Annotated in this window: 20 protein-coding genes; 11 read left to right on the plus strand and 9 right to left on the minus strand. The window is 69.6% G+C overall.

Annotated features, from left to right (window positions below):
* Window positions 1-24 precede the first annotated feature (24 nt).
* Window positions 25-1,554 (minus strand): FAD-dependent oxidoreductase, encoded by a 1,530-nt coding sequence (locus tag LC452_RS09795; protein ID WP_223624599.1) that lies wholly within the window; start codon window positions 1,552-1,554, stop codon window positions 25-27.
* 102 nt (window positions 1,555-1,656) lie between these two features.
* On the opposite strand from LC452_RS09795, the gene LC452_RS09800 reads away from it, so the two are divergent.
* From LC452_RS09800 to LC452_RS09815, 4 genes are all read left to right on the plus strand, one after another.
* Window positions 1,657-2,037, plus strand: coding sequence for a CrcB family protein (locus LC452_RS09800; protein ID WP_223624601.1), 381 nt, complete (start codon window positions 1,657-1,659; stop codon window positions 2,035-2,037).
* The gene (locus LC452_RS09805; RefSeq protein WP_223624603.1) at window positions 2,034-2,393 is read left to right on the plus strand and encodes a CrcB family protein; all 360 of its coding nucleotides are present in this window, start codon (window positions 2,034-2,036) and stop codon (window positions 2,391-2,393) included. The genes LC452_RS09800 and LC452_RS09805 overlap by 4 nt, the downstream gene beginning before the upstream one ends.
* Before the next feature lie 76 nt (window positions 2,394-2,469).
* Window positions 2,470-3,069, plus strand: a complete 600-nt coding sequence (locus LC452_RS09810) for a TetR/AcrR family transcriptional regulator (RefSeq protein ID WP_223624605.1) — start codon at window positions 2,470-2,472, stop codon at window positions 3,067-3,069.
* A gap of 15 nt (window positions 3,070-3,084) precedes the next feature.
* The gene (locus tag LC452_RS09815; RefSeq protein WP_223624607.1) at window positions 3,085-6,303 is read left to right on the plus strand and encodes an efflux RND transporter permease subunit; all 3,219 of its coding nucleotides are present in this window, start codon (window positions 3,085-3,087) and stop codon (window positions 6,301-6,303) included.
* A gap of 12 nt (window positions 6,304-6,315) precedes the next feature.
* Here LC452_RS09815 and LC452_RS09820 read toward each other — a convergent pair whose 3' ends face one another.
* A complete protein-coding gene (locus tag LC452_RS09820; protein ID WP_223624609.1) occupies window positions 6,316-7,212 on the minus strand; it encodes an aldose 1-epimerase family protein in 897 nt (298 codons plus the stop codon).
* A gap of 277 nt (window positions 7,213-7,489) precedes the next feature.
* Between LC452_RS09820 and LC452_RS09825 the strand changes: the two genes are divergently transcribed.
* Window positions 7,490-9,682: a DEAD/DEAH box helicase gene (locus tag LC452_RS09825; RefSeq protein ID WP_223624611.1), complete on the plus strand. Its 2,193-nt coding sequence runs from the start codon at window positions 7,490-7,492 to the stop codon at window positions 9,680-9,682.
* Between the two features lie 150 nt (window positions 9,683-9,832).
* Here the strand turns inward: LC452_RS09825 and LC452_RS09830 are convergent, their stop codons facing one another.
* From LC452_RS09830 to LC452_RS09860, 7 genes are all read right to left on the minus strand, one after another.
* Entirely contained in the window at window positions 9,833-10,372 is a 540-nt protein-coding gene (locus LC452_RS09830) for a YaeQ family protein (RefSeq protein WP_223624613.1), read from the minus strand.
* Between the two features lie 37 nt (window positions 10,373-10,409).
* Window positions 10,410-11,528 (minus strand): Rv2578c family radical SAM protein, encoded by a 1,119-nt coding sequence (locus LC452_RS09835; protein ID WP_223624615.1) that lies wholly within the window; start codon window positions 11,526-11,528, stop codon window positions 10,410-10,412.
* Window positions 11,529-11,582: 54 nt separating this feature from the next.
* Entirely contained in the window at window positions 11,583-13,727 is a 2,145-nt protein-coding gene (locus LC452_RS09840) for a right-handed parallel beta-helix repeat-containing protein (protein WP_223624617.1), read from the minus strand.
* A 4-nt stretch (window positions 13,728-13,731) separates the two neighbouring features.
* The gene (locus LC452_RS09845; protein WP_223624619.1) at window positions 13,732-14,559 is read right to left on the minus strand and encodes a carbohydrate ABC transporter permease; all 828 of its coding nucleotides are present in this window, start codon (window positions 14,557-14,559) and stop codon (window positions 13,732-13,734) included.
* On the minus strand, window positions 14,559-15,542 hold the full coding sequence (locus LC452_RS09850) for a carbohydrate ABC transporter permease (RefSeq protein ID WP_223624621.1): 984 nt from the start codon (window positions 15,540-15,542) through the stop codon (window positions 14,559-14,561). Before LC452_RS09850 ends, LC452_RS09845 begins: the two co-directional genes overlap by 1 nt.
* A gap of 4 nt (window positions 15,543-15,546) precedes the next feature.
* Window positions 15,547-16,809, minus strand: coding sequence for an ABC transporter substrate-binding protein (locus tag LC452_RS09855; protein ID WP_223624623.1), 1,263 nt, complete (start codon window positions 16,807-16,809; stop codon window positions 15,547-15,549).
* Between the two features lie 156 nt (window positions 16,810-16,965).
* Complete coding sequence (locus tag LC452_RS09860; protein ID WP_223624625.1) at window positions 16,966-17,712, minus strand: FadR/GntR family transcriptional regulator; 747 nt, start codon at window positions 17,710-17,712, stop codon at window positions 16,966-16,968.
* A 111-nt stretch (window positions 17,713-17,823) separates the two neighbouring features.
* On the opposite strand from LC452_RS09860, the gene LC452_RS09865 reads away from it, so the two are divergent.
* From LC452_RS09865 to LC452_RS09890, 6 genes are read left to right on the plus strand one after another with little or no spacing between them, the layout of a single operon-like run.
* The gene (locus LC452_RS09865; protein ID WP_223624627.1) at window positions 17,824-18,978 is read left to right on the plus strand and encodes a mandelate racemase/muconate lactonizing enzyme family protein; all 1,155 of its coding nucleotides are present in this window, start codon (window positions 17,824-17,826) and stop codon (window positions 18,976-18,978) included.
* Window positions 18,978-19,934 carry an MBL fold metallo-hydrolase gene (locus tag LC452_RS09870; RefSeq protein ID WP_223624629.1) on the plus strand — a complete coding sequence of 319 codons (957 nt, stop codon included), beginning with the start codon at window positions 18,978-18,980 and terminating at the stop codon, window positions 19,932-19,934. Before LC452_RS09865 ends, LC452_RS09870 begins: the two co-directional genes overlap by 1 nt.
* Before the next feature lie 11 nt (window positions 19,935-19,945).
* Window positions 19,946-21,013: a Gfo/Idh/MocA family protein gene (locus tag LC452_RS09875; protein WP_223624631.1), complete on the plus strand. Its 1,068-nt coding sequence runs from the start codon at window positions 19,946-19,948 to the stop codon at window positions 21,011-21,013.
* Between the two features lie 23 nt (window positions 21,014-21,036).
* Complete coding sequence (locus LC452_RS09880; RefSeq protein WP_223624633.1) at window positions 21,037-22,263, plus strand: CaiB/BaiF CoA-transferase family protein; 1,227 nt, start codon at window positions 21,037-21,039, stop codon at window positions 22,261-22,263.
* Window positions 22,260-23,381, plus strand: a complete 1,122-nt coding sequence (locus LC452_RS09885) for a hypothetical protein (protein ID WP_223624635.1) — start codon at window positions 22,260-22,262, stop codon at window positions 23,379-23,381. The genes LC452_RS09880 and LC452_RS09885 overlap by 4 nt, the downstream gene beginning before the upstream one ends.
* A complete protein-coding gene (locus tag LC452_RS09890) occupies window positions 23,378-24,148 on the plus strand; it encodes an enoyl-CoA hydratase/isomerase family protein (protein ID WP_223624637.1) in 771 nt (256 codons plus the stop codon). The genes LC452_RS09885 and LC452_RS09890 overlap by 4 nt, the downstream gene beginning before the upstream one ends.
* Window positions 24,149-24,290 lie beyond the last annotated feature (142 nt).

Genomic DNA, 24,290 nt, shown 5'->3' on the forward strand with positions numbered 1-24,290 from the left:
GGCCGCGCCGCGGCAGGGGACGACTCAGCTACCGCCCGTGCGCGGCAGGTTCTTCAGATCCTTCAGCGCCGGGCCTTCGATGCGCGTGCCGTCGGGCGCGAAGCGGGAGGCATGCAGCGGGCAGTCCCAGCTGCATTCGGCGTCGTTCCACGCCAGCACACCGCCGAGGTGCGTGCACACCGCCGAGACCGCGCGCGTGACGCCGTCGACGGTCGACACTCCGACCGGGAGGCCGCCGCGGTTGGCCAGCACGCCCGTGCCCTCTTCGGGCTGGGGGACGGGGACCGCTCGCGATTCGGCCTCGACCCATCCCGCGGTGGCGGCGGCGGCCACCTTCGCCCCTTCGACGGCGCCCTCGGTGAGATCCGCCGGCACGGTCAGTCGGGTGCTGATGGCGGTCATCCAGCGCGGTCGGTCGCGCCAGCTCGTGCCGAGGATCTCGGCGGTCAGGCGCAGGGCGGCGGCCGGCGCGTTCGACAGACCCCACTTCGCGTAGCCGGTGGCGAAGCGGATGGCGCCGAGCCCTCGTGGCATCGCCCCGACGAACGGGATCTCGTTGTGCGAGGTGTAATCCTGCGCGGACCAGCGGTGCGTCTCCTCCGCGCCCGGGAAGTGCTGCGCCGTCCAGGAGACGAGGTCGTCGACCGCCGCGCGCTCGCTGTCGGAGCGCCCGACCGGATGCCCGTTGCCGCCGACGACCAGCTGGGCTGTGCCGGCCGGGCCGTCGGCATCCGACACCGGACGGATCGAGCGCGTCGGCCCGTCGACCGAGAGGAAGGTGCTGGTCAGCACGTCACCGGGAACGCGGAACGAGACGCAGTACGACCGCATCCCGCTGGTCTTGGTGAAGTACAGTCCGCGATCGAGGATCGGGCTGCCGGTGGCGAGGACGATGTGCTCGCCGAACACGGGCCCCTCCGCCGTGTCGACGCGGGGCGACGGGAGCACGTGAGCGCCGGTGGCGCGGATGCCGGTGTGCAGCGTCCCGCCCTCTTCGATGTATTCGCGGGCGAGAGCCTGCGTCACCGTCACCGGATCGATGGTGACCTGGTCGTCGAGTGCGACGGCGCCGGAGACCGGGAACGGCGTCGTGCCCAGATCGCCGGGTGTCAGCATCCGCGTGTCCAGTCCGGCCTCGCGCGCGGCCGCGTGCTGCTCCCGTACGGTCTCGAGACCGTCCGCCGTCTGCGCGTAGGAGTGGTCCGTGCGCCAGGTGTACGGCACGCCGGCGTGGTCGGCGAACGCGATCAGCCAGTCCATGCCCTCACGATTGGCGTCGACATAGGCGCGCACGAGAGCTGCCGGATGGTGCCGACGGATCTCCGCGAGACGCTTCCCCTGGAGGAGGGAGAGCTTGCCGGTGTTCCCGCCGGTGGCGAGCTCGGCGACGTCCCCGGCTTCGATCACGGCCACATCGAGACCGGCTCTCGTCAGCATCACCGCGGTCGTGAGACCGGTGATGCCGGCTCCGACGATGACGACGTCGTGCCGGGCGCCCGCCTCGAAGGGCGAACCGAGGGGGAGGGACGCGTCGATCTTCCAGAGGGGCTTCATCGGGCCAGTCAACGCCTTCGGACGCGCGGCTCACACTGCCTTGACTTTCGGGTCGTCCGCTGCCACCTCCGACGGCGGCCACCGACGGCTACAGTGGCGAACGTGAATCTCCGCCGCGTTCTGCTCGTCGCCCTCGGCGGCACCATCGGAACGGCGGCTCGGCTCGGGCTCGGACTCGCCCTCCCCGACGCGGGTGGGTTCCCGGTCGCGATCCTCGTCGCGAACGTACTCGGCGCGCTGCTCATCGGTGTCGTCGCCGCGCGTCTTCCGGCATCCGCCGACCTTCGTCTGATGCTCGGCACGGGAGTCCTCGGCGGGTTCACCACCTACAGCGCGTTCATGACTGGAGCGCTAGAGCTATGGACGGATGCGCCGATCCTCGCCGCGGCATATGCGATCGGCAGCCTCGCACTGGGGCTCGCCGCCGCCGCACTCGGCCTGCGACTCGGACGCCAGCGTCGCGCGTCGGAGGCCGCGGCGTGAACCCGCTCCTGTTCCTCGGCGCCGCGCTCGCCGGAGGGGTCGGCGCGGTGCTGCGGTATCTCGTCGACCTCGGCGTCGCCCGGTTCGCCGGACGCCGGCTCCCGTGGGGGATCCTGCTGGTGAACATCTCCGGGTCGTTCGCCCTCGGACTCGTGACGACCGCGCTGCCGGAGGCCGCGTTCCTCCTCGGTGCGGGACTCCTCGGCGGCTACACGACCTTCAGCACGGCCATGCTCGACACGGTCGCCCTGTGGCGCGACGGCGAGCGCCCGGCATCCGCCCTCAACGCGGTCGGGATGCTGCTGCTCGGGCTGGTCGCAGCCGGGCTGGGACTGGCTCTCGGGGCTGCGCTCTGAGTGCGGAGCAGCTCCCAGCATCCTCCCATCCCGGAAATGTACAAATGTACATGTACGGATGTCCAGGGAGGTCGATATGGCGGAGAGCACACGTCGCCGACGCGATCCTGAAGCGCGCCGTCGCGAGATCGTCACCGCCGCCGCAGAGCTGATCGTCGAGGTCGGCGTCGACGGCGTCACGCACCGGCTCGTCGCCGCACGCGCCGGGGTGCCGCTCGGAGCCACGACTCAGTACTTCGACACGCTCGACGACCTGCGGACAGCCGCGCTCCGTGCGCTCGCCGACGAGGTCGACGCGCGACTCGACGGGGTCCGCATCGCGCTCACCGAGCGCGGGGTCAGCCCCGCGGTGATCGCCGACCTGATCGCCGACGGCCTCGACGACGCCCGTGCCGTGAAGGCCGACCGCGCGGTCGTCACCGCGGCCGTCCACGATCCCCGTCTGCGCAAGCTCGCGCGGCACCTGTCCGAGCAGCTGGTCTCGTTCCTCGAGCCGACGTACGGACGCGACCGGGCGACCGCCGCGATGATCTTCATCGACGGCGTCATGTGGAGCACCCAGATCCGCGACACCGCCCTCGACCGCCCCTTCATCGAGACCGTGCTCACACAACTGCTCGGCATGCCCGAGACTGATACCACCCCCGGTCGCACCGCAGCGCCGTCCGCACCCTGAACCGAGGAATCCGCCGTGTCGAATCTCGCCGTCCTGAGCCTGAAGAACCGGGCGCTCATCGCCCTCATCACGATCGTCGCCGCGGTGTTCGGCGGTCTCGCCCTGACCAACCTCAAGCAGGAGCTCATCCCCTCGCTCGAGCTGCCGAACCTCATGGTCATGACGACGTACCCCGGTGCATCGCCGGAGGTCGTAGAGAACGACGTGTCGACGCCGGTCGAGGCCGCGATCCAGGGCGTGCCCGGGCTCGAGGGGACGACGGCGACCAGCACGACCAACGCCTCGATCGTGCAGGCGACCTTCGCCTACGGCACGAACCTCGCGACCGCGGAGCAGAAGATCCAGCAGGCGATCAACCGCATCTCGGGACAGCTGCCCGAGGACGTCAGCCCGCAGGTGCTCGCGGTGTCGATCGACGACTTCCCCGTGATCCAGGTGGCGGTCACCGGATTCGAGGATGCCGAGAACGCCCAGGCCGAACTCCAGAGCGTCGCGATCCCCGACCTCGAAGACGTCGACGGCGTCAACGCCGCACAGATCATCGGCGGCGTCGGTCAGCGCATCACCATCACCCCCGACGTCGCACGCCTCGCCGCGGAAGGTGAGAGCACGCAGGCGATCACGTCGGCGCTGCAGCAGAACGGCACCCTCTTCCCCGGTGGTGACATCACCGCGGACGGTCAGACCCTCACGGTCCAGACCGGCGCGAAGATCACGTCCGTCGACGAGCTCGCCGCCCTGCCGCTGGTCGGCACGACACTCACCATCGGCGATGTGGCGACCGTCGCGCAGGAGTCCGACCCGGTCTCCTCGATCTCGCGCGTCGACGGCAAGGATGCGCTCTCGATCTCGATCACCAAGCTCCCCGCCGCGAACACCGTCGAGGTGTCGCAGGGCGTGATCGCGGCGCTCGACGAGCTCAAAGAGGCGTTCCCGGACGCCGACTTCACGATCATCTTCGACCAGGCGCCGTTCATCGTGCAGTCCATCGAGAGCCTCGCGACCGAGGGCCTTCTCGGACTCGCGTTCGCGGTGATCGTCATCCTGGTGTTCCTGCTGTCGATCCGCTCCACCCTCGTGACGGCGATCTCGATCCCGACGTCCGTGCTCATCACGTTCATCGGGCTGCAGGCCTTCGGGTACTCGCTGAACATCCTGACCCTGGGTGCTCTGACGATCGCCATCGGGCGCGTGGTCGACGACTCCATCGTCGTGATCGAGAACATAAAACGCCACTACGTCGGCGATGCCGACAAGGGCGACGCGATCAGGCTCGCGGTGCGCGAGGTCGCGATGGCGGTCACGGCATCCACGATCACCACGGTCGCGGTGTTCCTCCCGATCGTGTTCGTCGGAGACATGGTCGGCGAACTGTTCCGTCCGTTCGCCGTCACCGTGGCCATCGCGATGATCGCCTCGCTGCTGGTCTCGCTGACGATCGTGCCGGTGCTCGCGTACTGGTTCCTCCGCCCCGGAAAGCCGCTGCTCGACGAGAACGGCGTGGCGATCGATCCCGAGCATGAAGACGCACCGCCGACGCGGCTGCAGCGCGGGTACCGCCCGATCCTGGGCTGGACACTCAAGCACTCCGGTGTCACGGTGATCATCGCGGTCGTCGTCCTCGGAGGCACGCTCGCCGCCTACCCGCTGATGAAGCAGAACTTCCTCGGCGACTCCGGCCAGAACACGATGACGGTCACGCAGGACCTCGGTCCGACCGCCAGCCTCGAGGCGAAGTCGGATGCCGCGGTAGCGGTCGAGGACGCGCTGCTCGGCATCGACGGCATCGAGCACGTGCAGGCCTCGATCGGCTCGAGCGGCTCGGCCCTGCGTGACGCGTTCTCCGGCGGAGCGGGCGTCACCTACTCGGTGCTCACCGACGGCGACGCCGATCAGGAGAAGCTGCGCGCCGATGTGCAGGACGCGATCGACGGACTCGGCGACGACGTCGGCGACGTGTCGGTCGCGGCATCCGCCAGCTTCGGCTCCAGCGACATCGAGATCTCGGTGTCGGCATCGAACGCCGACGACCTGCAGACCGCGACGACGGCTGTGATCGACGAGCTCGACGGTCGCGACGGCGTCGGCCAGGTGACCGACAACCTCGCCGCATCGCTGCCCTACATCGCCGTCGTTGTCGACCGCGAGGCCGCCGCACAGCGCGGGCTCTCCGAGGTCGCCGTCGGATCGATCGTGTCGAGCACCATGCGCCCGACCCAGGCCGGATCCGTCGAGATCGACGACACCGCACTGACGATCTACCTCGTCACTCCCGAGCCGCCGACCACGGTCGACGCCCTGAAGGAGCTCACGATCCCGACTCCGCTCGGCATCGTGCAGCTGCAGGACATCGCGACCGTCGAGGAGCGCAACGGCCCCACCTCGATCACCACCGAGCAGGGACGCCGCACGGCGACGATCACCGTGCCGCCGGCATCCGACAACCTCGCCGTCGCGACGGCGTCGGTGAACACCGCGCTCGCCGCGGTGGAGCTGCCGGACGGCGCATCGGCCGAGGTCGGCGGTGTCGCCTCGCAGCAGGCCGACTCGTTCTCGCAGCTCGGACTCGCGATGCTCGCCGCGATCCTCATCGTGTACGTGGTGATGGTCGCGACGTTCAAGTCGCTGCGCCAGCCGCTGCTGCTGCTCGTGTCGGTGCCGTTCGCGGCGACCGGTGCGATCCTGCTGCAGATCGTCACGGGCGTGCCGCTCGGCGTCGCCTCGCTGATCGGTGTGCTGATGCTCATCGGCATCGTGGTGACGAACGCGATCGTGCTGATCGACCTGGTCAACCAGTACCGGCAGAAGGGTCTGTCGACCATCGAGGCGGTGAAGGCCGGTGGCGAGAAGCGTCTGCGCCCGATCCTCATGACGGCGCTCGCGACGATCCTCGCGCTCACCCCGATGGCTCTCGGCATCACCGGGCACGGCGGCTTCATCTCGCAGCCCCTCGCGATCGTCGTGATCGGCGGCCTGCTCTCCTCGACCGTGCTGACCCTGATCGTGCTGCCGACGCTCTACAACCTCGTCGAAGGCGCCAAGGAGCGCCGTCAGGCCCGCAAGGGCGGCGGGGCAGATGCTGCGGGCACGGGTTCCGGTCCGGATGCGCCGACCGGGCCCGAGGCCCCGGCGACGGCGGAGTCCGCGTCCGACGGGGTCACGGTCGATGCCTCCGGTCTGCCCGACCTGTCGCACCTGACGCGTCGCGAGCTGCGCGACCGCGGGCTCGTCTGACCGCGCGGGCGTTCAGCCGAGCGAGATGCCCCAGCGGAGGGTCCAGGACTCGTCGGGAGCGAGGCGACGGATGCCGCGGCCGCTGTTGAGCGCATCTGCCGGGGCGGTCATCGGCTCGATCGCGAGCGCGAGCTGCTGGCCCGGGTACTTGTCGGTCGTGAACACCTGCACGAAGTCGAAGCCTTCGCCCTGCCACACCGTGAGCCGACGACCGTCGGGGGCGGTGAGCGTGTGCCGGACGAGCCCGTCGTCGTCGCGGACGAGGTCGGTGAAGCCGGTGTCGAGCGACGCATCACCCAGACGGATGCCGTCGCGCAGAGCCGCATCGGCCGGACGGGTGCCGGTGGGCAGCATCCGCTCGTCGGTGTCGAACATGGTCGCCGCCGGCACGCGCAGGACCAGCTCGTGCGGGTCGACGTCGCCGATCGTGACGAACGGGTGCGTGCCGAGGGCGACGGGCGCGGGTTCGGCCGACCGGTTCGTGAGCACGTGGACGACGTCGATGCCGGTGTCGGTCAGCAGGTAGGTGACCGAGGTCTCGATCAGATACGGGTACCCGGTCTGCGGCACGATCGTCGCGCTGAGCGTCGCCGCGGCATCCGTCTGGTCGATCTCGTACGCGACGAAGCGGAGCAGGCCATGGCTGGCGTTGGTGAACTTCGGCTCGGTGATCGCGAGCTGGCGGGCGGTGCCGTCGTCGTCCCAGAGGCCGTCGCGCACGCGGTTCGGCCACGGGGCGAGGACGACGCCCGAGCACGAGGGAGTGGGGATGTCGAGCGGGTACGTCGGCACCAGGTCGACGTCGCCGATGCGGAGGGAGCGGAGAGAGGCGCCGACCTGCGCGATCTGGGCGGTCGCGTCGCCGGATCGGAGGTGGACCTGGGTGCCGGTGGGGGATGCGGAGTTCACTCCGCAATCGTATGGCGCGGATGACTCTCTCAGGCGGGACCGCTAGACTCGTTCGGTCGGCTTCGGACACCCGCGCAGGGCGCGGACGTTTTTGTGTAAGAAGTGTGAGTCCAGGGGCCGATGGTGAGCGTCGATCGACGCAAATCAACCATCACATGAATGGCCCCGGCCGCTGACAGTCCGGAACCCGAGCTTCATCTCTCTTTGGGAAGCACTGGGTGCTCGCGCGTGTGCGCAGCGCTGTTCTCGTGCGAGAACTCAGAAGGACAGACCTGCAATGCCCAAGAACAAGAAGCCTCGGGGCGGACGCCCCGCCGCCAACTTCGAGCCGCGCTACGGCGCCAAGAAGACCTCTTTCCACGACCGCCACACCGGTGGCGCCGCCCGTGACGGCGCGCGCCCCGAGCGCGGCGGACGAGCGGATGCCGGCGAGCGTCGCAGTGCCCCCGCCGCAGGCGGATACGACCGTCGCCCGGGCAGCCGCAGCGCCGGCCACCGCGGCTACCGTCCGGCCGAGGCGGAGACCGGTGCCCCGAAGCAGCGCTGGAACGCGCAGGAGCGCGCGGGCCGCGACGAAGCCCGCGGCATCCGCAGCCGTGCCGAATCCGGACGCCGTGAGGCTCCGCACCACCGGGGCGACGAGCGTCGACCCACCGGTCCCGGCACCTACCGCGATGAGCGCGGCGGCCAGCGGTTCGACCGTGACGACCGTCCGCGCCGCGACGACCGGGCAACCGGTACGCAGCGTCAGGGCTTCCGCGACAACGACCACCGCGATGGCGGACGACCGGTGCGCGACGACCGTCGGGGCCAGCGTCCCACCGGCCCCGGCAGCTACCGCGACGAGCGGGGCGGCCAGCGGTTCGACCGTGACGAGCGCCCGCGCCGTGACGACGAGCGTCCGGCCCGTTCGTTCGACGCCGACCGCGCGCGTCGTGCGTTCGATCGCGACCGCACCCAGCGTTCGTTCGACCGCGACGAGCGTCCGCGCAACGATCGTTCGAGTGAGCGTCCCCGCTACGACCGCGATGCCCGTCCGAGCCGCGATGACCGCGGTGGCGACCGGGCTCGTCCCTCGACCGGTGGCGCGTACCGCACCGAGCGTGTGCGCCCGCTGACCTCGGACACCCGTGGGCGGCCGGCGCGCAACGAGCGTCCCAGCCGCAACGACTGGAATGCGACGAGCCGTCCCGAGTCGACCGGCGCGAAGTTCGCACCGGGCGAAGACGTCGTGCACGAGCGCCTCGAGGCGAAGTCCGTCGCCGCCGTCGAGGTCGATGGCGTGACCTTCGGCGACCTCGGTCTCGGCTCGAACATCGTCGAGACCCTGGCCGGACTCGGCGCGGCTTCGCCGTTCGCGATCCAGGCAGCCAGCATCCCGGCTGTGCTCGAGGGCCGCGACGTCCTCGCCCGCGGCCGCACCGGCTCCGGCAAGACCATCGCCTTCGGCGCGCCGCTCGTCGAGCGCGTGCTGCAGTCGCAGGCCGGCAAGCGTCGCGAGTTCGGACGGTCGCCGCGTGCGATCATCCTCGCCCCGACGCGCGAGCTCGCGCTGCAGATCGACCGCACGATCCAGCCGATCGCCCGCAGCGTGGGCCTGTTCACGACGCAGATCTACGGTGGCGTGCCGCAGGGCCGTCAGGTCGGTGCGCTCAAGAAGGGCGTCGACATCGTCATCGGCACGCCCGGTCGTGTCGAGGACCTCATCAACCAGGGCAAGCTCGACCTCTCGGACTGCCGCATCGCGGTGCTCGATGAGGCCGACCACATGTGCGAGCTCGGCTTCGTCGAGCCCGTGCAGCGCATCCTGCGTCATACGGCCGACGGCAGCCAGAAGCTCCTGTTCTCGGCGACGCTCGACCGCGAGGTCGCCGCTCTCGTCGACGAGTTCCTGATCGACCCGGCCGTCTTCGAGGTCGCCGGTGAAGACCAGGGCTCCAGCCAGATCGAGCACCGCGTGCTCGTGATCGAGCACCGCGACAAGGCCGACATCCTCACGTCGCTCGTCGACCGTGCAGGCAAGACGCTCGTCTTCGCGCGTACCCGTGCCTACGCCGACATGCTCGCCGAGCAGTTCGACGATGCCGGCATCCCGGCGGTCTCGCTGCACGGCGACCTGAACCAGGCCAAGCGCACGCGCAACCTGGAGCGCCTGACCTCGGGTCGCGTGAACGTGCTCGTCGCGACGGATGTCGCTGCCCGCGGCATCCACGTCGACGACATCGACCTGGTCGTCCAGGCCGACGCCCCCGACGAGTACAAGACGTACCTGCACCGCTCCGGCCGCACCGGTCGCGCGGGTCGCTCGGGTCGCGTCGTCACGCTCATCACGCGTCAGCGCCAGCGTCGCATGACCGAGCTGCTCGACCGGGCCGAGATCGACGCCCCGTTCGAGAACGCGCGTCTCGACGACGACATCATCGAGGAGATCGCGGGTCGCGTGCCGACCGCGGCCGCCCTCACGAGCTGAGTCGCACCTCGAGAGGCCCCGTCACTGCTTCGGCGGAGGCAGGGCCTCTCGCTTGTGCTCTCACTCATCGGGCTGAGAACACCGCGTCCGGCTGAGACTCAGGGTCGAGGGTCCCTCCCGACGGAGAGATCTCCGCCGAAGGGCGAGGTGCTACCCGAGCTCGTGCTCGTGGATGCTCGAGGTGAGACTCGTGCCGTTGAGGTCGAGGTAGAGCACCTGCTCGGTGACGGTCAGCGTGAGGGTGTTCCGGCGCTCGATCAGCGCGGCGGCCGCGTCGATGAAGCCGGGGTCGAAGCTGTACACGCGGATCGCGTCGGACCGGTGGATCTTCTTGCCCGCCCACGGCGCCATGACCTTCGCCGGGTCGCGGTGCGTGTAGACGACGGTGCGCTCGGCGAGACGGCTGCCGTAGTGCAGGCGTTCGGCATCGGGAGCGCCGATCTCGATCCACGCCATGATCGCGCCGGTGAGGTCGCGCACGATCACGGCCGGCTCCTCGGTCGACGAGATGCCGTCGCCGAACGTGATCCCCTCCGTGTATTCGAGGCCGTGCGCCAGGACGCGGGTGATCATGTAGGCGTCGGTCTCGGACGGATGCCGCGCGACCCGCAGTGCGTAGTCGTCGTAGACGCCCCGGTCGGTGTCGGCCAGCTGGACGTCGAACGTGTGCATTGTGGAGCCGATAGCCATAACTGTCGAGCCTACGCGGCTTCGGTTCGGCCGCTCGTCAGAAGAGCATCGGCTGCGCGGGGGAAGCCGAGCTAGAACCCGTCGTGCGGAACGTGACGGCTGTGCTCGCACGGCCGGTGCTCTGTACGCCTCCCTGACGCCAGATCGACTCGACGTGCCCCTGGCCGGGACGGATTCCGCGCTGCGGGTAGTCGTCTTCGTGCCGGCCGTCGAGTCCGTGCATGCGGATCAGCGGTCGAGCGCGCTTGGCGAGCCACTGCCGGTACGCCTTCGGAGCCTCGGCGGAGGCGCCCGGATACAGTCCGCGGTACGACGACACGAGGTCGGGGCGGGCCCTGTCGAGCCACTGGAAGAACCACGACTTCACACCGGGACGCAGGTGCAGCGCGCCGTAGATCACGGTTCGCGCACCAGTCGCCTTGATCCGCATCAGGGCGTCGTCGATGGCTGCGACCGAGTCGGTCATGTGCGGCATGATCGGCATCAGGAAGACCGTCACGCGGAATCCGGCATCCGCCAGCGCCCGCACGGTGTCGAGCCGCGCCTGGGTCGTCGGGGCCCCGGGCTCGATCGACTTCTGCAGCTCGTCGTCGTACATCGCGATCGACATCTGCACGTCGACGGGAACGCGCTCGGCGGCCTTGACGAGCAACGGGATGTCGCGCCGGATCAGCGTGCCCTTCGTGAGGATCGACAGGGGAGTGCCGGATGCCGCGAGCGTCTCGATGATCCCCGGCATCAGCTTGTAGCGCCCCTCGGCCCGCTGGTACGGATCGGTGTTGGTGCCGAGCGCGACGGTCTCGTGCTGCCAGCTGCCCTTGCGCAGCTCCTTCTCGAGCACGTCCACCACGTTCACCTTGACGACGATCTGCGAATCGAAGTCGGCGCCCCCGTCGAGGTCGAGGTACTCGTGCGTGCCCCGGGCGAAGCAGTACAGGCAGGCATGACTGCACCCACGGTAGGGGTTGATCGTCCAGGCGAACGGCATGCGCGAGGCGCCCGGAACATGGTTCAGCGCCGACTTCGACAGCACCTCGTGGAACGTCATGCCGGCGAACTCGGGGGTCGTCACCGATCGCAGCACGCTCGACCGGTCTTCGAGACCGGGGAGTGCCGCGGCATCCGTCTCTCCGAGTTTCTGTCCCTGCCAGCGCATGCTTCATTCGAACATGCGAACGAGCTTAACGCAAGCGAGATTCGAAGAAAAAGACTAGCCCTGCGTCGGCAGGAACGGATCCACCAGGGTCGGCGCAGCCAGCGGATGCCGACGCTCGGCGACCGGCCGTGGCCCTGCACCGCGGACGTCCGGCACGCGGATGCCCAGTTCTTCGGCCGGAGACCCGGAACGCACCCGCAGGTCGCGACCCTCGGCATCCACGAACAGGGGATCGGCCGTGACCGAATGCCGATCATGCCCGAGCCGCTGCCACTCGTCGTCGAGCGGCTCGACGATGTCGAAACCCACCCGTCCGTCCGCCCCGGTCGCCCGTTCCGCGTTCGCCGCCCTGGTCGCCCCGGCCTGAGGCGCCGCGTCCCAGAACAGGTTCAGGTCGCTGTCGATGCCGAAGTTGCGGATGTCACGGTGATCCGGATACCCCACGAACGCGGGCATGCCGTCGCCGACGACGATGTTGCGGTGGAACGTGAACGACACGTGGTCCTCCGGCCGCGTGATCGAGATCTGCCCGTTGCGGCCGAACGCCCAGACGTTGTCGCGGATGATGACCTCGCGCCCGTAGTGCTGGTGGTACGCCTGGCTCGAGACGTCGTGCACGACGTTCTGCTCGATGACGACGTGCGAGGATCCCTCGTCGAGGTAGATGCCCCAGCCACCGTAGTTCGCGCACTCCACGTCGTGGATGCGGTTGCCGCGGATCACCGTGCCGGGTGCGATGCCCAGCAGGTACACGCCGCCCATGTCGTTGAGCAGGCCGCCGCCCAGGTGGTGGATGTGGTTGCCCTCGATGCGGTTGCCCTCGGACGGGCTGTGCAGGTAGTCCCACACCCAGCCGACCGAGATGCCGGAGTACAGGAACTCGCGGATCTCGTTGTGCGCGATGACATTGTGCGAGCCGTGCTGGAACAGCACCGCGACGGCGTTCGGGTAGACCTGTCCGCCGCGCTCGATCACACAGTCCGACACCTCGTTGGCCTGGTTGTAGTCCGCAGCCAGCGCGTCGATACCGCCGCCGGAGCGCACCGCGCCCGCGCCGAGATCACGGAACTCGACCCCGCTGATCAGTGCGCCACGGGTTCCGGGGCCGAGGCTGAGGCCGTACCCGCCGACCCGCTCGATCGCCCCGCCGACGACCGCGCAGGAGCGCGCGAACGAGAACCGGAGGGCGCCGGGCACACTGCTCGCCGCCTGCACGTCGGCGGCGTAGCGCCCATCCTCGGGAAGCTGCGGATCCTCCCGCACGCCGAACGGCGGCACGGCCGCCGGCACGTTCTCGAAGTCCGCCTCCGCGAACCGGATGCCCTCGAACCGCACCTCGCGCACGGGCGCCTCGGCGGTGCCGTCGAGGGTGACGAAGGCCTCGGCCACCGGCATCCGCACGTCGAGGTCGGCGATGTCGACGCCCGGCGCAGGCAGGTACAGCACGTGCGGGCCGGATGCTCCGACCAGCTCTCCCGTCGCGTCGAGGTACCACTCGCCGGCGACCTCGCCGAAGCTCTCCGCGACGTTGTCGAGGTAGTACCGCGCGAAGAGGGCGGCAGCGTCGTCGCGCAGGGCGAAGATGCTGCGCAGCGAACTCGTGATCACGCGGTTCTCGCGGTCGATCGCGGTGATCGGCATCCGCTCCTGCACCCAGTAGTGCGGCACCACGATCTCGACGGCATCCTCCTGCACGAGGGCGGGGATGTCGCCTTCGGCGAAGCGGAAGGATGCTGCGCCGTCGAACAGCGTGCCGACGAAGCTGCCGGCCGGGTCGAGTCCGGTCTGCTCCTCGACACGGAGGAATCCGTCGCGCGGATGGCGGGGGCGGGCCGCCGCGACGCCGTCGACGTAGAGGCGGCGGGCGACCGAGCGGGGGGAGGGGGCGGCGAACGCCTCCACGCCGTTGACCGAGACGGGCCGCCAGCCGGTGATCCGCACGGATCCGCGCAGCACAGGCGGGTGAGACGCGTCCACCGCGACCACCGAGGTGAACGAGTCCGCCGCGGTGAACGACACCGGCTCGGCGTGCGCGTACTCGCCGCCGGCCATCCAGATCACGGCCCGCTGACCCGGCTCGCGCCGTTTCCGCACGAGCGCGAGGGCGTGCGCGAGATCGTTCGCGGGGTAGCCGTGCGAGCCGTCGGCGTAAGGCGATCCGTCCGGGGCGGCGTACACCTCGATCCGGTCGGTGCTCATGCGATCAGCCCTTCGTGGCGCCGGCGGTGACTCCGGCCGAGATCTGCCGCTGGAAGATCAGGTAGACGACGATGATCGGCGCCACCGCGAGGAGGACTCCGGCGATGTACGTCGGCACGTTGTCAGGGTACTGGCCGCGCAGCGCGCTGACGCCGACCATGACCGTGCGGTTCTGCGGCGACTGCATGATGAGCAGCGCGATGAGGATGTCGTTCCACACGAACAGCGCGTTGAGGATGCCCATCGAGATCAATGCGGGCTTGCCCACGGGAACCATGATGCGCCACCACACGCCGAACAGTCCGCTGCCGTCGACGCGGGCGGCCTCGGTCAGCTCCTTCGGGATGCCGGAGTAGTACGAGGTCATGAAGAAGACGGTGAACGGCAGGAACTGCGCCACGTACGCGATGATCAGTCCGGGGAACGAGTTGATCAGCCCCATGTCGCTGAGCACCTTGATCGTCGGGACCATGATCACCTGGAACGGGATCATCATCATCGCCAGGATGATGAGGAACGCGACCTTGCTGCCGCGGAACGTCAGGTGGCTGAGCGCATAGCCGCACATCGAGGCGAGCACGAGCAGGATCGCGACCGAGAAGATCGTGACGATGATCGTGTTCGTGAAGTAGCGGCCCATGTCGGCGTTGGTCCACGCGTCGATGAAGTTCTGCACGTTGAACGTCTGGGTCACGCCCAGGCGGTCGAGCACGTAGTCCTTGCGTGTCTTGAGCGAGATGTTCAGCCCGTAGAGCATGGGGGCGATGGTGGCGATGGCCAGCAGCATCATGGGGATGGCGATGAGCCACCTGCCCAGGCGTTCGCGGCGCATCAGGCCTCCTTCGTGGCGCGGCGGAGCACGCGGATCTGGATGAGGCCGATCACGAGGACGATCAGCAGGAGGAAGACGGATGCCGCAGACGCGAGCGCCGGTCGTGCCTCGCCGTTGAGCTTCCAGATGAGGAACTCGGGCAGGTAGCTCGCCGCTCCCGGACCGCCGGCGGTCATCGTGTACAGGAGGCCGAACAGGCCGGTCAGCATGCCGATCGTGGTCGTGACGAACACGAACTGGATGGTCTGGCTGAGGCTCGGGATGATGACGTGCACGATCTGCTGCCACAGGTTCGCGCCGTCGATCTTGGCCGCGTCGAGCAGCTCGGCGTCGAGCGTCGCGAAGCCCGCGAGGAAGATCGTGAAGGCCATGCCGAAGGTGGCCCAGATGTGCACGACGAGCACGGACGGCAGCGCGGTGCCGGGCAGGCCGAGGAAGTCGATGCTCGGGATGTTGACCGCGCCGAGAGCGCCGTTGATCGGACCGTTGGCGGCGAGCAGGATGTTGAAGATCGCGCCGATGATGATCGGCGACAGCACCACCGGCAGGAAGTACACACTGCGGTAGAAGCGGTGGCCGGGGACCTTGAGGAAGACGAAGGTCGCGAGGATGCCGGCGACGAAGACCTGGATCGGCACGAACAGCAGCACGACCAGCACGTTGCGGGCGGCCGCCTGGAAGCGGGCGTCCCCCAACAGGGTGAAGTAGTTGTCCAGGCCGATGAACTGGCCGTTGAGCTCCCGGTCGCCGGTGAACGAGTAGTTCACGCCGAGCAGGAGCGGGTAGAGCCGGAAGACGGCGAGGATCGCGATGACCGGCAGCACCATGAGGTACGGCGCGAGGCGCTCGGACGTCCACGGCTTCTTGCGCAGCGGCACGCCGAGGTCGGCGCGGACGCGAGCGCGGCGGCTGGCGCGGCCGCGGCCCGGAGCCTTGTTCTCGAGAACAAGGCTCCGGGTCGAGGTGGTGTCGGTCGTCGACAAGGGATCAGCCCTCCGACGCTGCCAGCTGGGCTGCGGCGTCCTGCACGGTGACCTCGCCGCCGAGCAGCTGCTGGCCGAGGCGGTGCAGCAGGTCGAGCGTGTCGGCCTCGAGGGCGGTGTGCAGCAGCGGCTTGCTGCCGGACAGCTCGCCGACGATGTCGTTCGCCGACGCGATGTCGGTGTCGAGCTCGATGGTCGTGTCGGACGTGATCTGGCCACCCGCGAGGGAGTACGCCGAGAGTGCGTCGTGGTCGACCGTCGCCTTGATCCAGTCGACGCCGAGCTCCTTCTTGTCCTCGTTCAGCACGCCGTAGCCGATGCCGCCCTCGGCCGGAAGGGCCAGGGTGGTGCCGTCGTTGGTGCTCACGGGCATCATGAACCCGAGGTCGTCGCCGAGGAACTCGTCGAACTGCTTCCAGTGCGCCGTGCCGCTCATGAGGCCGACGACCATCGCCGACTTGCCGCCGGAGAACAGGTCGAACGAGTCGTTGAACATCGCGGTGGAGTTCGCGCCCTCGTTGTACCAGCCGTCGGCCGCGGAGTCGGCCCACATCTGCAGGACCTGGGTGGCGTGCTCGCTGGTCCAGTCGCGGTCGCCGTCGATCCAGGCGTCGTACTCCTCGGGCGTGAAGATGCCGGAGGCGAAGCCGGAGAGGAAGAACTCGATGCCGAGGCCCTCCTTGTTGCCGAGAGCGAAGCACGACGCGTCGGTCTTCTCGGTGATCGCGGCGCAGGCTTCGGAGAGCTCGTCCCAGGTCGCCGGCGGGTTGTCCGCGTCGAGACCGGCGGCGGTGAACAGCGCCTTGTTGTAGTAGATCGGGAAGCCCTGCAGGAACATCGGCGCCGAGTACGTCTCGCCGTCGGCCTGGAAGGCGGGCCAGCCGGCGAGGGTGTCCTCGAGGTCGGCGAGCTCGTCGGTCAGGGGCACGAGGGTGTCGGCACGGCTCTTCAGCTGCGTGCCGCCGTTGAACAGTGCGAGGTCGGGGCCGGTGCCGGCTTCGACCGCGCTGCCGAGCAGCGTGTAGTACTGGTCGAACGGCTGGTTGACGATCTCGACCTCGACGTCGGGGTGCTTCTTCGCGAAGGCGGCCTTGACGTCTTCCGTGTAGGCGGCTGCGGCCTCGTCGGCGTCGCCCCAGTTCCAGATGACCAGCTTGTCGTCGGTGCCCGAGCCCTCGGACGAGCCGCTGGGCGATGCACCTCCACAGCCGGTGAGTGCAAGTGCCGCCACACCGATGGCGGCGGGGATGGCGATCCTTCGCTTCATTGCGGATCCTCTCAACATTGATGAAGAAGTGTGCTGCAGGACCTGAGGGTGCAGGTCTCTGATGGGAAACATACTACGTCTTATGAAAACGAGCAAGCAAAGGTCACATGACTGATGTTCAACCGTGATGAAGGAGAGGGGGAGGTGCCGCGTCGCTCAGGAGCGCTTGTCGGACGGCAGGCGACGGCGTGACCACGAGCCGAGGATGTGCGAGCTCATCGCGATGCGGGCGCCCTCCGCGTCACCGGCTGAGATCGTCTCGACGATCTTCTCGTGCTCGGCGAGGGTGAGCTCGAACGCATGCGCGGGATCGACCCCGGTGAAGCGATCGCTGCCGACCGCGTGCGTGATCAGCACGCGGGCGATGTTCTCGGCGAGGCCGTTGTCGGCGAGCTCCATGACGGCGGTGTGGAACCGGATGTCGGCCTCGCGGAACGCCGCCGAGTCCTCCACGTGCTCGGCCATCGCGGCGAGGCTCTCCTGCAGACGGGCGCGGGCGTCGTCGTCGACCGCTGTCGCGGCCGAGGCCGCCATCGCCGCCTCGAGTGCGGCGCGGACGACGCTCAGGTCGTCGAGCACACCGAGTGTGGAGTCGTTCGTGATCATGGTCGACAGCACCAGCGGGTCGAGCACGTTCCAGCTCGTCGACGGGTTCACGTGCGTGCCGCGGCCCTGGGCCACGGTCACCATGCCCTTCTCCTGCAGGCGCTTCATGGTCTCGCGGATGACCGTGCGGCTCACGCCGAACTGCACGCTGATGATGCTCTCCGGCGGCAGCAGGTCTCCGGGGCCGAACTCGCCGGTCACGATCGACTGGACGAGCTCCTTCAGCACGGTCGCGCCGATGCGGTCGATCGGGGTGCGTGCGCGACCGGCGGTGGCGGCGTCTGCGGGCAGGGTCATGCCAGACACTCTATTCACGTCGTCGCCCGCCCGTCACCGGACACTCGCGAAACCCCAGACATATGATGTATGGTGTTTAGTACTGCTCGATCTCTCACACTCAAGGGCGACATGAAGATCACCGGGTACCGCACACTGCGCACCGTCCACGACTGGGGACGGCCCGTCGGCGACGTCAACGGATTCATCGCATCCGGCGTCACCGACGTCCCTCTCGTGATCCTCGAGACCGATGAGGGCGTCGAAGGCGTCGGCATGGGATCGCACGCCGACCTCGACCGCCTGTTCCCCGCCATCGAGGGGCAGGACCCCCGGGCCGTCACCACGCTCTACGACGCGATGCTCGCACGGGTGTTCAAGTCGTCGCACGGCGGCGCGACCTTCGGCGGCATCGGCGCCTTCGACACGGCGCTCTGGGACATCAAGGCCAAGCTCGCGGGAGAGCCGCTCTGGCGCCTGCTCGGTGCGGGCGACCGCTTCGTTCCCGGCTACGCCTCCGGCCTCGACGCCGCGCTGACCGACGAGCAGCTCGCCGACCTGTACCGTCGCTTCGCCGACCGCGGCTACACCGCCGCCAAGCTCAAGGGCGGCCGCAACGTCGAGGCGGATCTGCGGCGCTTCGGCATCCTCACCGACCTCCTCTCCGCGAACGGCGCGGCTCCCGCGCTCATGCTCGACGCGAACGAGTCGTGGAACCTCAAGCAGGCCGTGCGTCATGTGAGCGCCCTCGAGGAGCATCTCGACCTCACCTGGGTCGAGGAGCCTCTCCGTCGATGGGATGCCGCTGGCCACGCCCGGCTGAGCGCCGCCATCAAGGCCTCGGTCGCGACCGGCGAGAACCTCACCGGACTCGAGCAGTACCGGCCCCTGCTGGACGCCGGCGGCGCCGACATCGTGCAGGCCGGAGCGGTCTGGGGCATCACGCACTTCCTCCGTGTCGCGGTCACCGCGCACAGCCGCGACCTGCCGGTCAGCCCGGTCGGTCTCACCGCGAACCACACGGTCACCGCCGCAGCCGCCGCCGTGCCGAACCACCTCTCCGCCGAGGTGCAGGATCTCGGATCCCCGTTCGGGCTCACGCTCGACCAGTCCTTCGAGAACGGCGGCATCGTGCTGGGCGACCGGCCCGGCGTCGGCATCCAGGTCGACGAGGCAGCCATCATCCGGGCGCGCAGCGACGCCGACTGGCAGGAGCCCGCCGGCCCGCACGTGCGCTCGCCGCGTGCCGGCCTGCGTCTGGTCGACAACGGCGCCTGGGGCGAGTGATGCAGCTCCGCCCCGGCATCCACCGGATCCAAGCGCCGCTCGGCGAGCGCTTCATCGCGATGTACCTGCTGACCGGTCCCGACGGCGCGCTGCTGTTCGACACCGGGGTCGCCGACTCGGTGCCCGGCACCCTGCTGCCGTACCTCGACGAGATCGGCTTCGATCCGGCCGGCATCCGCTGGGTGATCAGCTCGCACTGCGACTTCGACCACACCGGCGGCAACGCGGCGCTCGCCGCGGTCGCGCCGCACGCCGAGTTCCTCGCCGGTCGCGCCGACGTGCCCATGACCGAAGACGTCGAGCTGCTCATCTCCGGGCGCTACGGCGAGTTCGCCGCCCGCGACCGCTTCGACGATCCGCCCGAGACCACGGCCGAGGTGCGCCGCTCGACCGGGCTCGTCGCCGTGACCCGTGCCCTCGACGGCGGCGAGACGTTCGACCTCGGCGACCGCACGATCGAGGTGCTGTCGGTGCCGGGGCATTCGCCCGGTCACCTCGCGCTGCGGGATGCCGTGAACGACACGCTCCTCATCTCCGACGCGGTGCTCGGCGAGACCGTGCCGACGGCCGACGGCCGGGCCGCCTTCCCGCCGACCTACCGCGACACGGTCGCCTATGTCGACAGCATCCGGCGCCTGCAGGCGTTCGACGCCGACCTGCTGCTCACCGCCCATTACCCGGTGTACGAGGGGGCGGGTGTCGGTGTGTTCCTCGACGGCTCGCTCGCCTACACCGAGCGCGTCGATCGAGTGATCGCGGAGGTGCTCGCCTCGGGGGAGGCGTGCACCTCCCTCGAGCTCGTCCGGCGCGCGGCCGCCGACCTCGGGCCCTGGTCTGAGGCGGCGGCCGAGTACCTCATCTTCCCGATGACCGGCAACCTCGAGCGCCTCGTGCAACAGGGACGGGTCGTCGAGGGCGAGCGAGACGGCATCCGCACCTGGCGGTGGACCGCGTGACGAGCGCCGACGTGACGAGCACCGACGTGGCGAAGAAGAAGGTGCGCCTCGGCGCGATCGGCGCCGGCTGGTGGGCGACGAGCAACCACTTCCCGCTCTTCGCCGCCCGTGACGATGTCGAACTCGTCGGCGTCTGCGGCAAGGGCGACGGTCTCGAGGCCATCCGCTCGACCTTCGGCTTCGGGTTCGCGACCGAGGATGCGACGGAACTGCTGGATGCCGACATCGACGCGGTCGTGATCTCGACCCCGCACGACCTGCACCACCCCCTCGCCGCCCAGGCATTGGAGCGCGGCCTTCACGTCCTGTGCGAGAAGCCGATGACGCTGCATGCCGACGAGGCCTGGGACCTGGCCGCGCGGGCCGAGCAGGCCGGCACGGTCTTCCTCGTGCCGTACGGCTGGAACTACAAGCCGTTCACGGTCGCCGCCAAGCGGATGCTCGAGGCCGGGGCGATCGGCGAGATCCAGTACGCGATGTGCCACATGGCCTCGCCGACCCGCGGGCTCTTCGGCACCGACCCGTCGCACATGCTCGAGCGCTGGAACTCCGACACCGCACCCGACCCGCGCACCTGGTCGAGCCCGGAGAAGGGCGGCGGCTACGCCCACGGGCAGATCACGCACTCGTCCGCCCTGCTGTTCTGGCTCACCGGTCTTCGCGCCTCCTCGGTCGCGGGGCGGGTGATCACGGCGGGTGCGCCGGTCGACCTGTTCGACGCCGGCGTCATCCGCTTCGACAACGGCGCGATCGGCTCGCTGTCCGGCGCCGCCACCCTCGCCGACGGCGACAAGTACCAGGTCGACATCCGCCTGTTCGGCACCGAGGGCGTGCTGATGATCGACGTCGAGCGCGAGCGGGTCACGCTCAGCCGCTACGACGGGCGCCGCGAAGAGGTCGCGATCGCCGAGGGCGAGGGCGAATACGAGTGCCTCGTGCCGCCCGCGCGCTTCATCGAGCTGATCACCGGCGAGAGTCGCGAGAACAACTCCGACGTCACGGTCGCCGCCCGCTCGGTCGAGCTCATCGACGCGCTGCTGCGGTCCTCCGCGGCGGGCGGCGTCGACACCCCCGTCTGAATCCCCCGCACCCGAGGTAGGTCATGTCTGAAACTCCCCGCAGCATCCTCGACGGCTATCGCGTCATCGACTGCTCGATCGCGATGGCCGGTCCGTTCGCCGCGCAGCGGCTCGGCGATCTCGGTGCCGACGTGATCAAGGTCGAGCCGACCGCCGGCGAATGGCAGCGCTTCGCGGCGGCGGGCGGCGCGAAGGGCAACGAGATCAACGTCTCGTTCCTCTCGCTCAACCGCAACAAGCGGTCGCTCGCCGTCGACCTGAAGTCGGATGCCGGACGCGAGGTCGTGCGCGACCTGATCGCGGGGGCCGACGTCTTCCTGCAGAACTACCGTCCGGGCGTCGCCGCGCGCCTCGGCCTCGACTACGAATCGCTCGCCGCGATCAACCCGTCACTGGTCTACGTCTCGATGTCGGGCTACGGCGAGGACGGCCCCTACAAGGATCGTCCGGGGCAGGACCTCATCCTGCAGGCCATGAGCGGAGCGATGCTCTCGGCCGGCCGCGAGGGCGAGCCGCCGTCTCCCGCCGGGCAGTATCTGGCGGATGCCGTCACCGCCTCGACCGCGTTCGAAGCGGTGCTGGCGGCGCTGCTGCACCGCGAGCGCACCGGGGAGGGGCAGCTCGTCACGGTCAACATGCTCGACGCGCTCACGACCCTGCAGATGCAGGAGCTCAGCGTGTACACGGTCGGCGGCGTGCCGCAGAAGCGCGGCGCCGAGCCCAACGCGCACGTCTACATCCGCGCCCCCTACGGCATCTTCGCGACCACCGACGGCTACCTGGCGCTCGGTTTCGCCGACCTGGAGAAGCTGGGCGAGGTGCTGGACGAGCCGTCGTTCCGCGGCCTCGACGCCGAGGAGCACGGATGGACGCACCGCGACGAGCTCTACGCCACGGTCGCGAAGCACCTGCGCGAGCAGAGCACGCAGCACTGGCTCGACACGCTGCTCCCCGCCGGCATGTGGGTCGGCCCGGTGTACGGCTACGAAGACCTCGTGAACGACCCGCAGATCATCCACAACGGCACCTTCGTCGAGTACGACCACCCCACCGAGGGCCACATCAAGACGCCCGGGTTCCCGTACAGGTTCGCGAAGACGCCCGCCCGCATCGACCGCGGGGCCCCGCTGACCGGCGAGCACACGGCCGAGATCCTCGCCGAGCTCGGCGTCTCGCCCGAGCGCACGCAGGAGCTGCTGGATTCGGGTGCTGTCGCGCAGACCGCGGTGCCGGTGGCGGTGCCTTCATGACCGACTTCGTCGGCCTGACCTGGGATCACCCGCGCGGGCGCAACGCGCTCGAGGCGGCATCCGGTGATCTCGGCGACGGCGACACCGTGCGGTGGGAGGTGCAGTCGCTCGAGGGGTTCGAGTCCGCGCCGATCGACGAGCTCGCCCGTCGCTACGACCTGCTCGTGCTGGATCATCCGCATCTCGGCGATGCGCTGGCGAGCGACAGCATCCGTCCGCTCGACGAGCTCTTCGACGAGGCGCAGCTGCGCGCCTGGTCGGATGCCGCGGTCGGTCCGAGCATCGCCTCGTACCGGCTCGACGGGCGACTCTGGGCACTGCCGCTGGATGCCGCGACGCAGGTCTCGGTGCGCCGGCGCGATCTCGTGCTCGACGCACCGCAGAGCTGGGACGACGCGTTGGCGCTGGCCGAGCGCGGCCTCGTCGCGACGAGCCTCGCCGGTCCGCACGCGTTCCTCTCGCTGTGCTCGATCGCGGTGTCGCTCGGCGACGATCCGGGGCGGGGAGGGTCGTTTTTCGATCGCGACATCGCGCTGGCCGCGCTCGATCTGCTCACCCGGCTCTCGGCGCGTGCGCCCGCGGGCACCGAGCTGCTGAACCCGATCGGCCTGCTCGACCGCATGCGGGATCAGGGCGACATCGGCTACATCCCGCTGGTCTACGGCTACGTGAACTACAGCTCGCCGACGGTCGCGTTCGGGCCCGCACCGGCGTTGGAGGGCAGGATCGGATCGACCATCGGCGGCACCGGCATCGCGGTCACGCGCCGCTCCGAGCCGTCGCCCGCACTGCTCGCACACCTGCGGCATCTTCTCGCCGAGGAGACGCAGCGCGGCTTCATCCCTTCGCACGACGGGCAGCCCGGGTTGCGGGCCGCGTGGACGGATGCCGCGGTCGACGCGGCCGCCCACGGCTTCTACTCGGGCACTCTCTCGACCATCGAGGCGGCGTGGGTGCGGCCGCGGGTCGCCGGGTACATCCCCTTCCAGTCCGCAGCATCCGCTCTCGTGCGTGCGGCCGTCGCCGGGCAGCGGGATGCCGGGGGCGTGCTCGACGAGATCGAGGAGCGCGTCGCTCCGCTGCTGACCACCGACCGCCTCGAGGAGGTACGACCATGACCGAGGAACTCATCGTCGTCGCGCGTCAGGGCCACGTCGCGACCGTGCGGCTGAACCGACCCCAGAAGCTCAACGCCGTCACGCAGGACATGAGCGATCAGCTCGTGCGCATCGTGCGAGCGCTGAACGACGACGCGGAGGTGCGGGCCGTCGTCTACACCGGCACGGGTCGCGCGTTCAGCGCCGGCAGCGACATCTCGACGCTCGACCAGTACGAGACGCCGTGGGAGTTCCGCAACCGGCGCGACTACTGCGACGCCCTGCGTGAGCTCCGCAAGCCCGTGATCGCGGCGATCAACGGCTACGCGTTCGGGGGAGGGCTCGAGGCCTCGCTGACCTGCGACATCCGCATCGCCGCCGACACCGCGAGCTTCGCCGCTCCCGAGATCAAGCTCGGGTGGATCGGCGGGGGCGGCATGTCGGTGCTGCTCGCGAACTCGATCGGTGCGAGCAACGCCGCGCTGATGCTGCTGACCGGCGATCCGATCGACGCGCAGCGTGCGCTCGCGTGGGGTCTGATCAGCGAGGTGGTCCCGGCCGACGCCCTTCTCGAACGGGCGCAGGAGCTGGCGGCCACGATCGCCTCGCGTCCGCCGATCGCCGCCGAGACGGCCAAGGCGAACCTGCGGGCGGCGTTCAACCTGCCCCAGGACCAGGCCATCGCGTACGAGCGCGAGATGCAGGGCATCACCTTCGCCACCGAAGACGCTGCCGAGGGGCGTGCGGCCTTCGCCGAGAAGCGGCCCGGCGTCTTCCACCGGCGCTGATGCGGGGCTCTCTCTTCTCGCCGGATCAGGCGAACACGCGGAATCAGGCGGAAACTCCAGAGATCGGCCTGATTCCGCGCGATGCCCTGATTCCGCGCGATCCCTTGCTCCCGCGGGTGCACCAGACTAGACGAATCACCAG

The sequence above is a fragment of the Microbacterium sp. EST19A genome, from assembly GCF_019969685.1.
Taxonomy (GTDB): domain Bacteria; phylum Actinomycetota; class Actinomycetes; order Actinomycetales; family Microbacteriaceae; genus Microbacterium.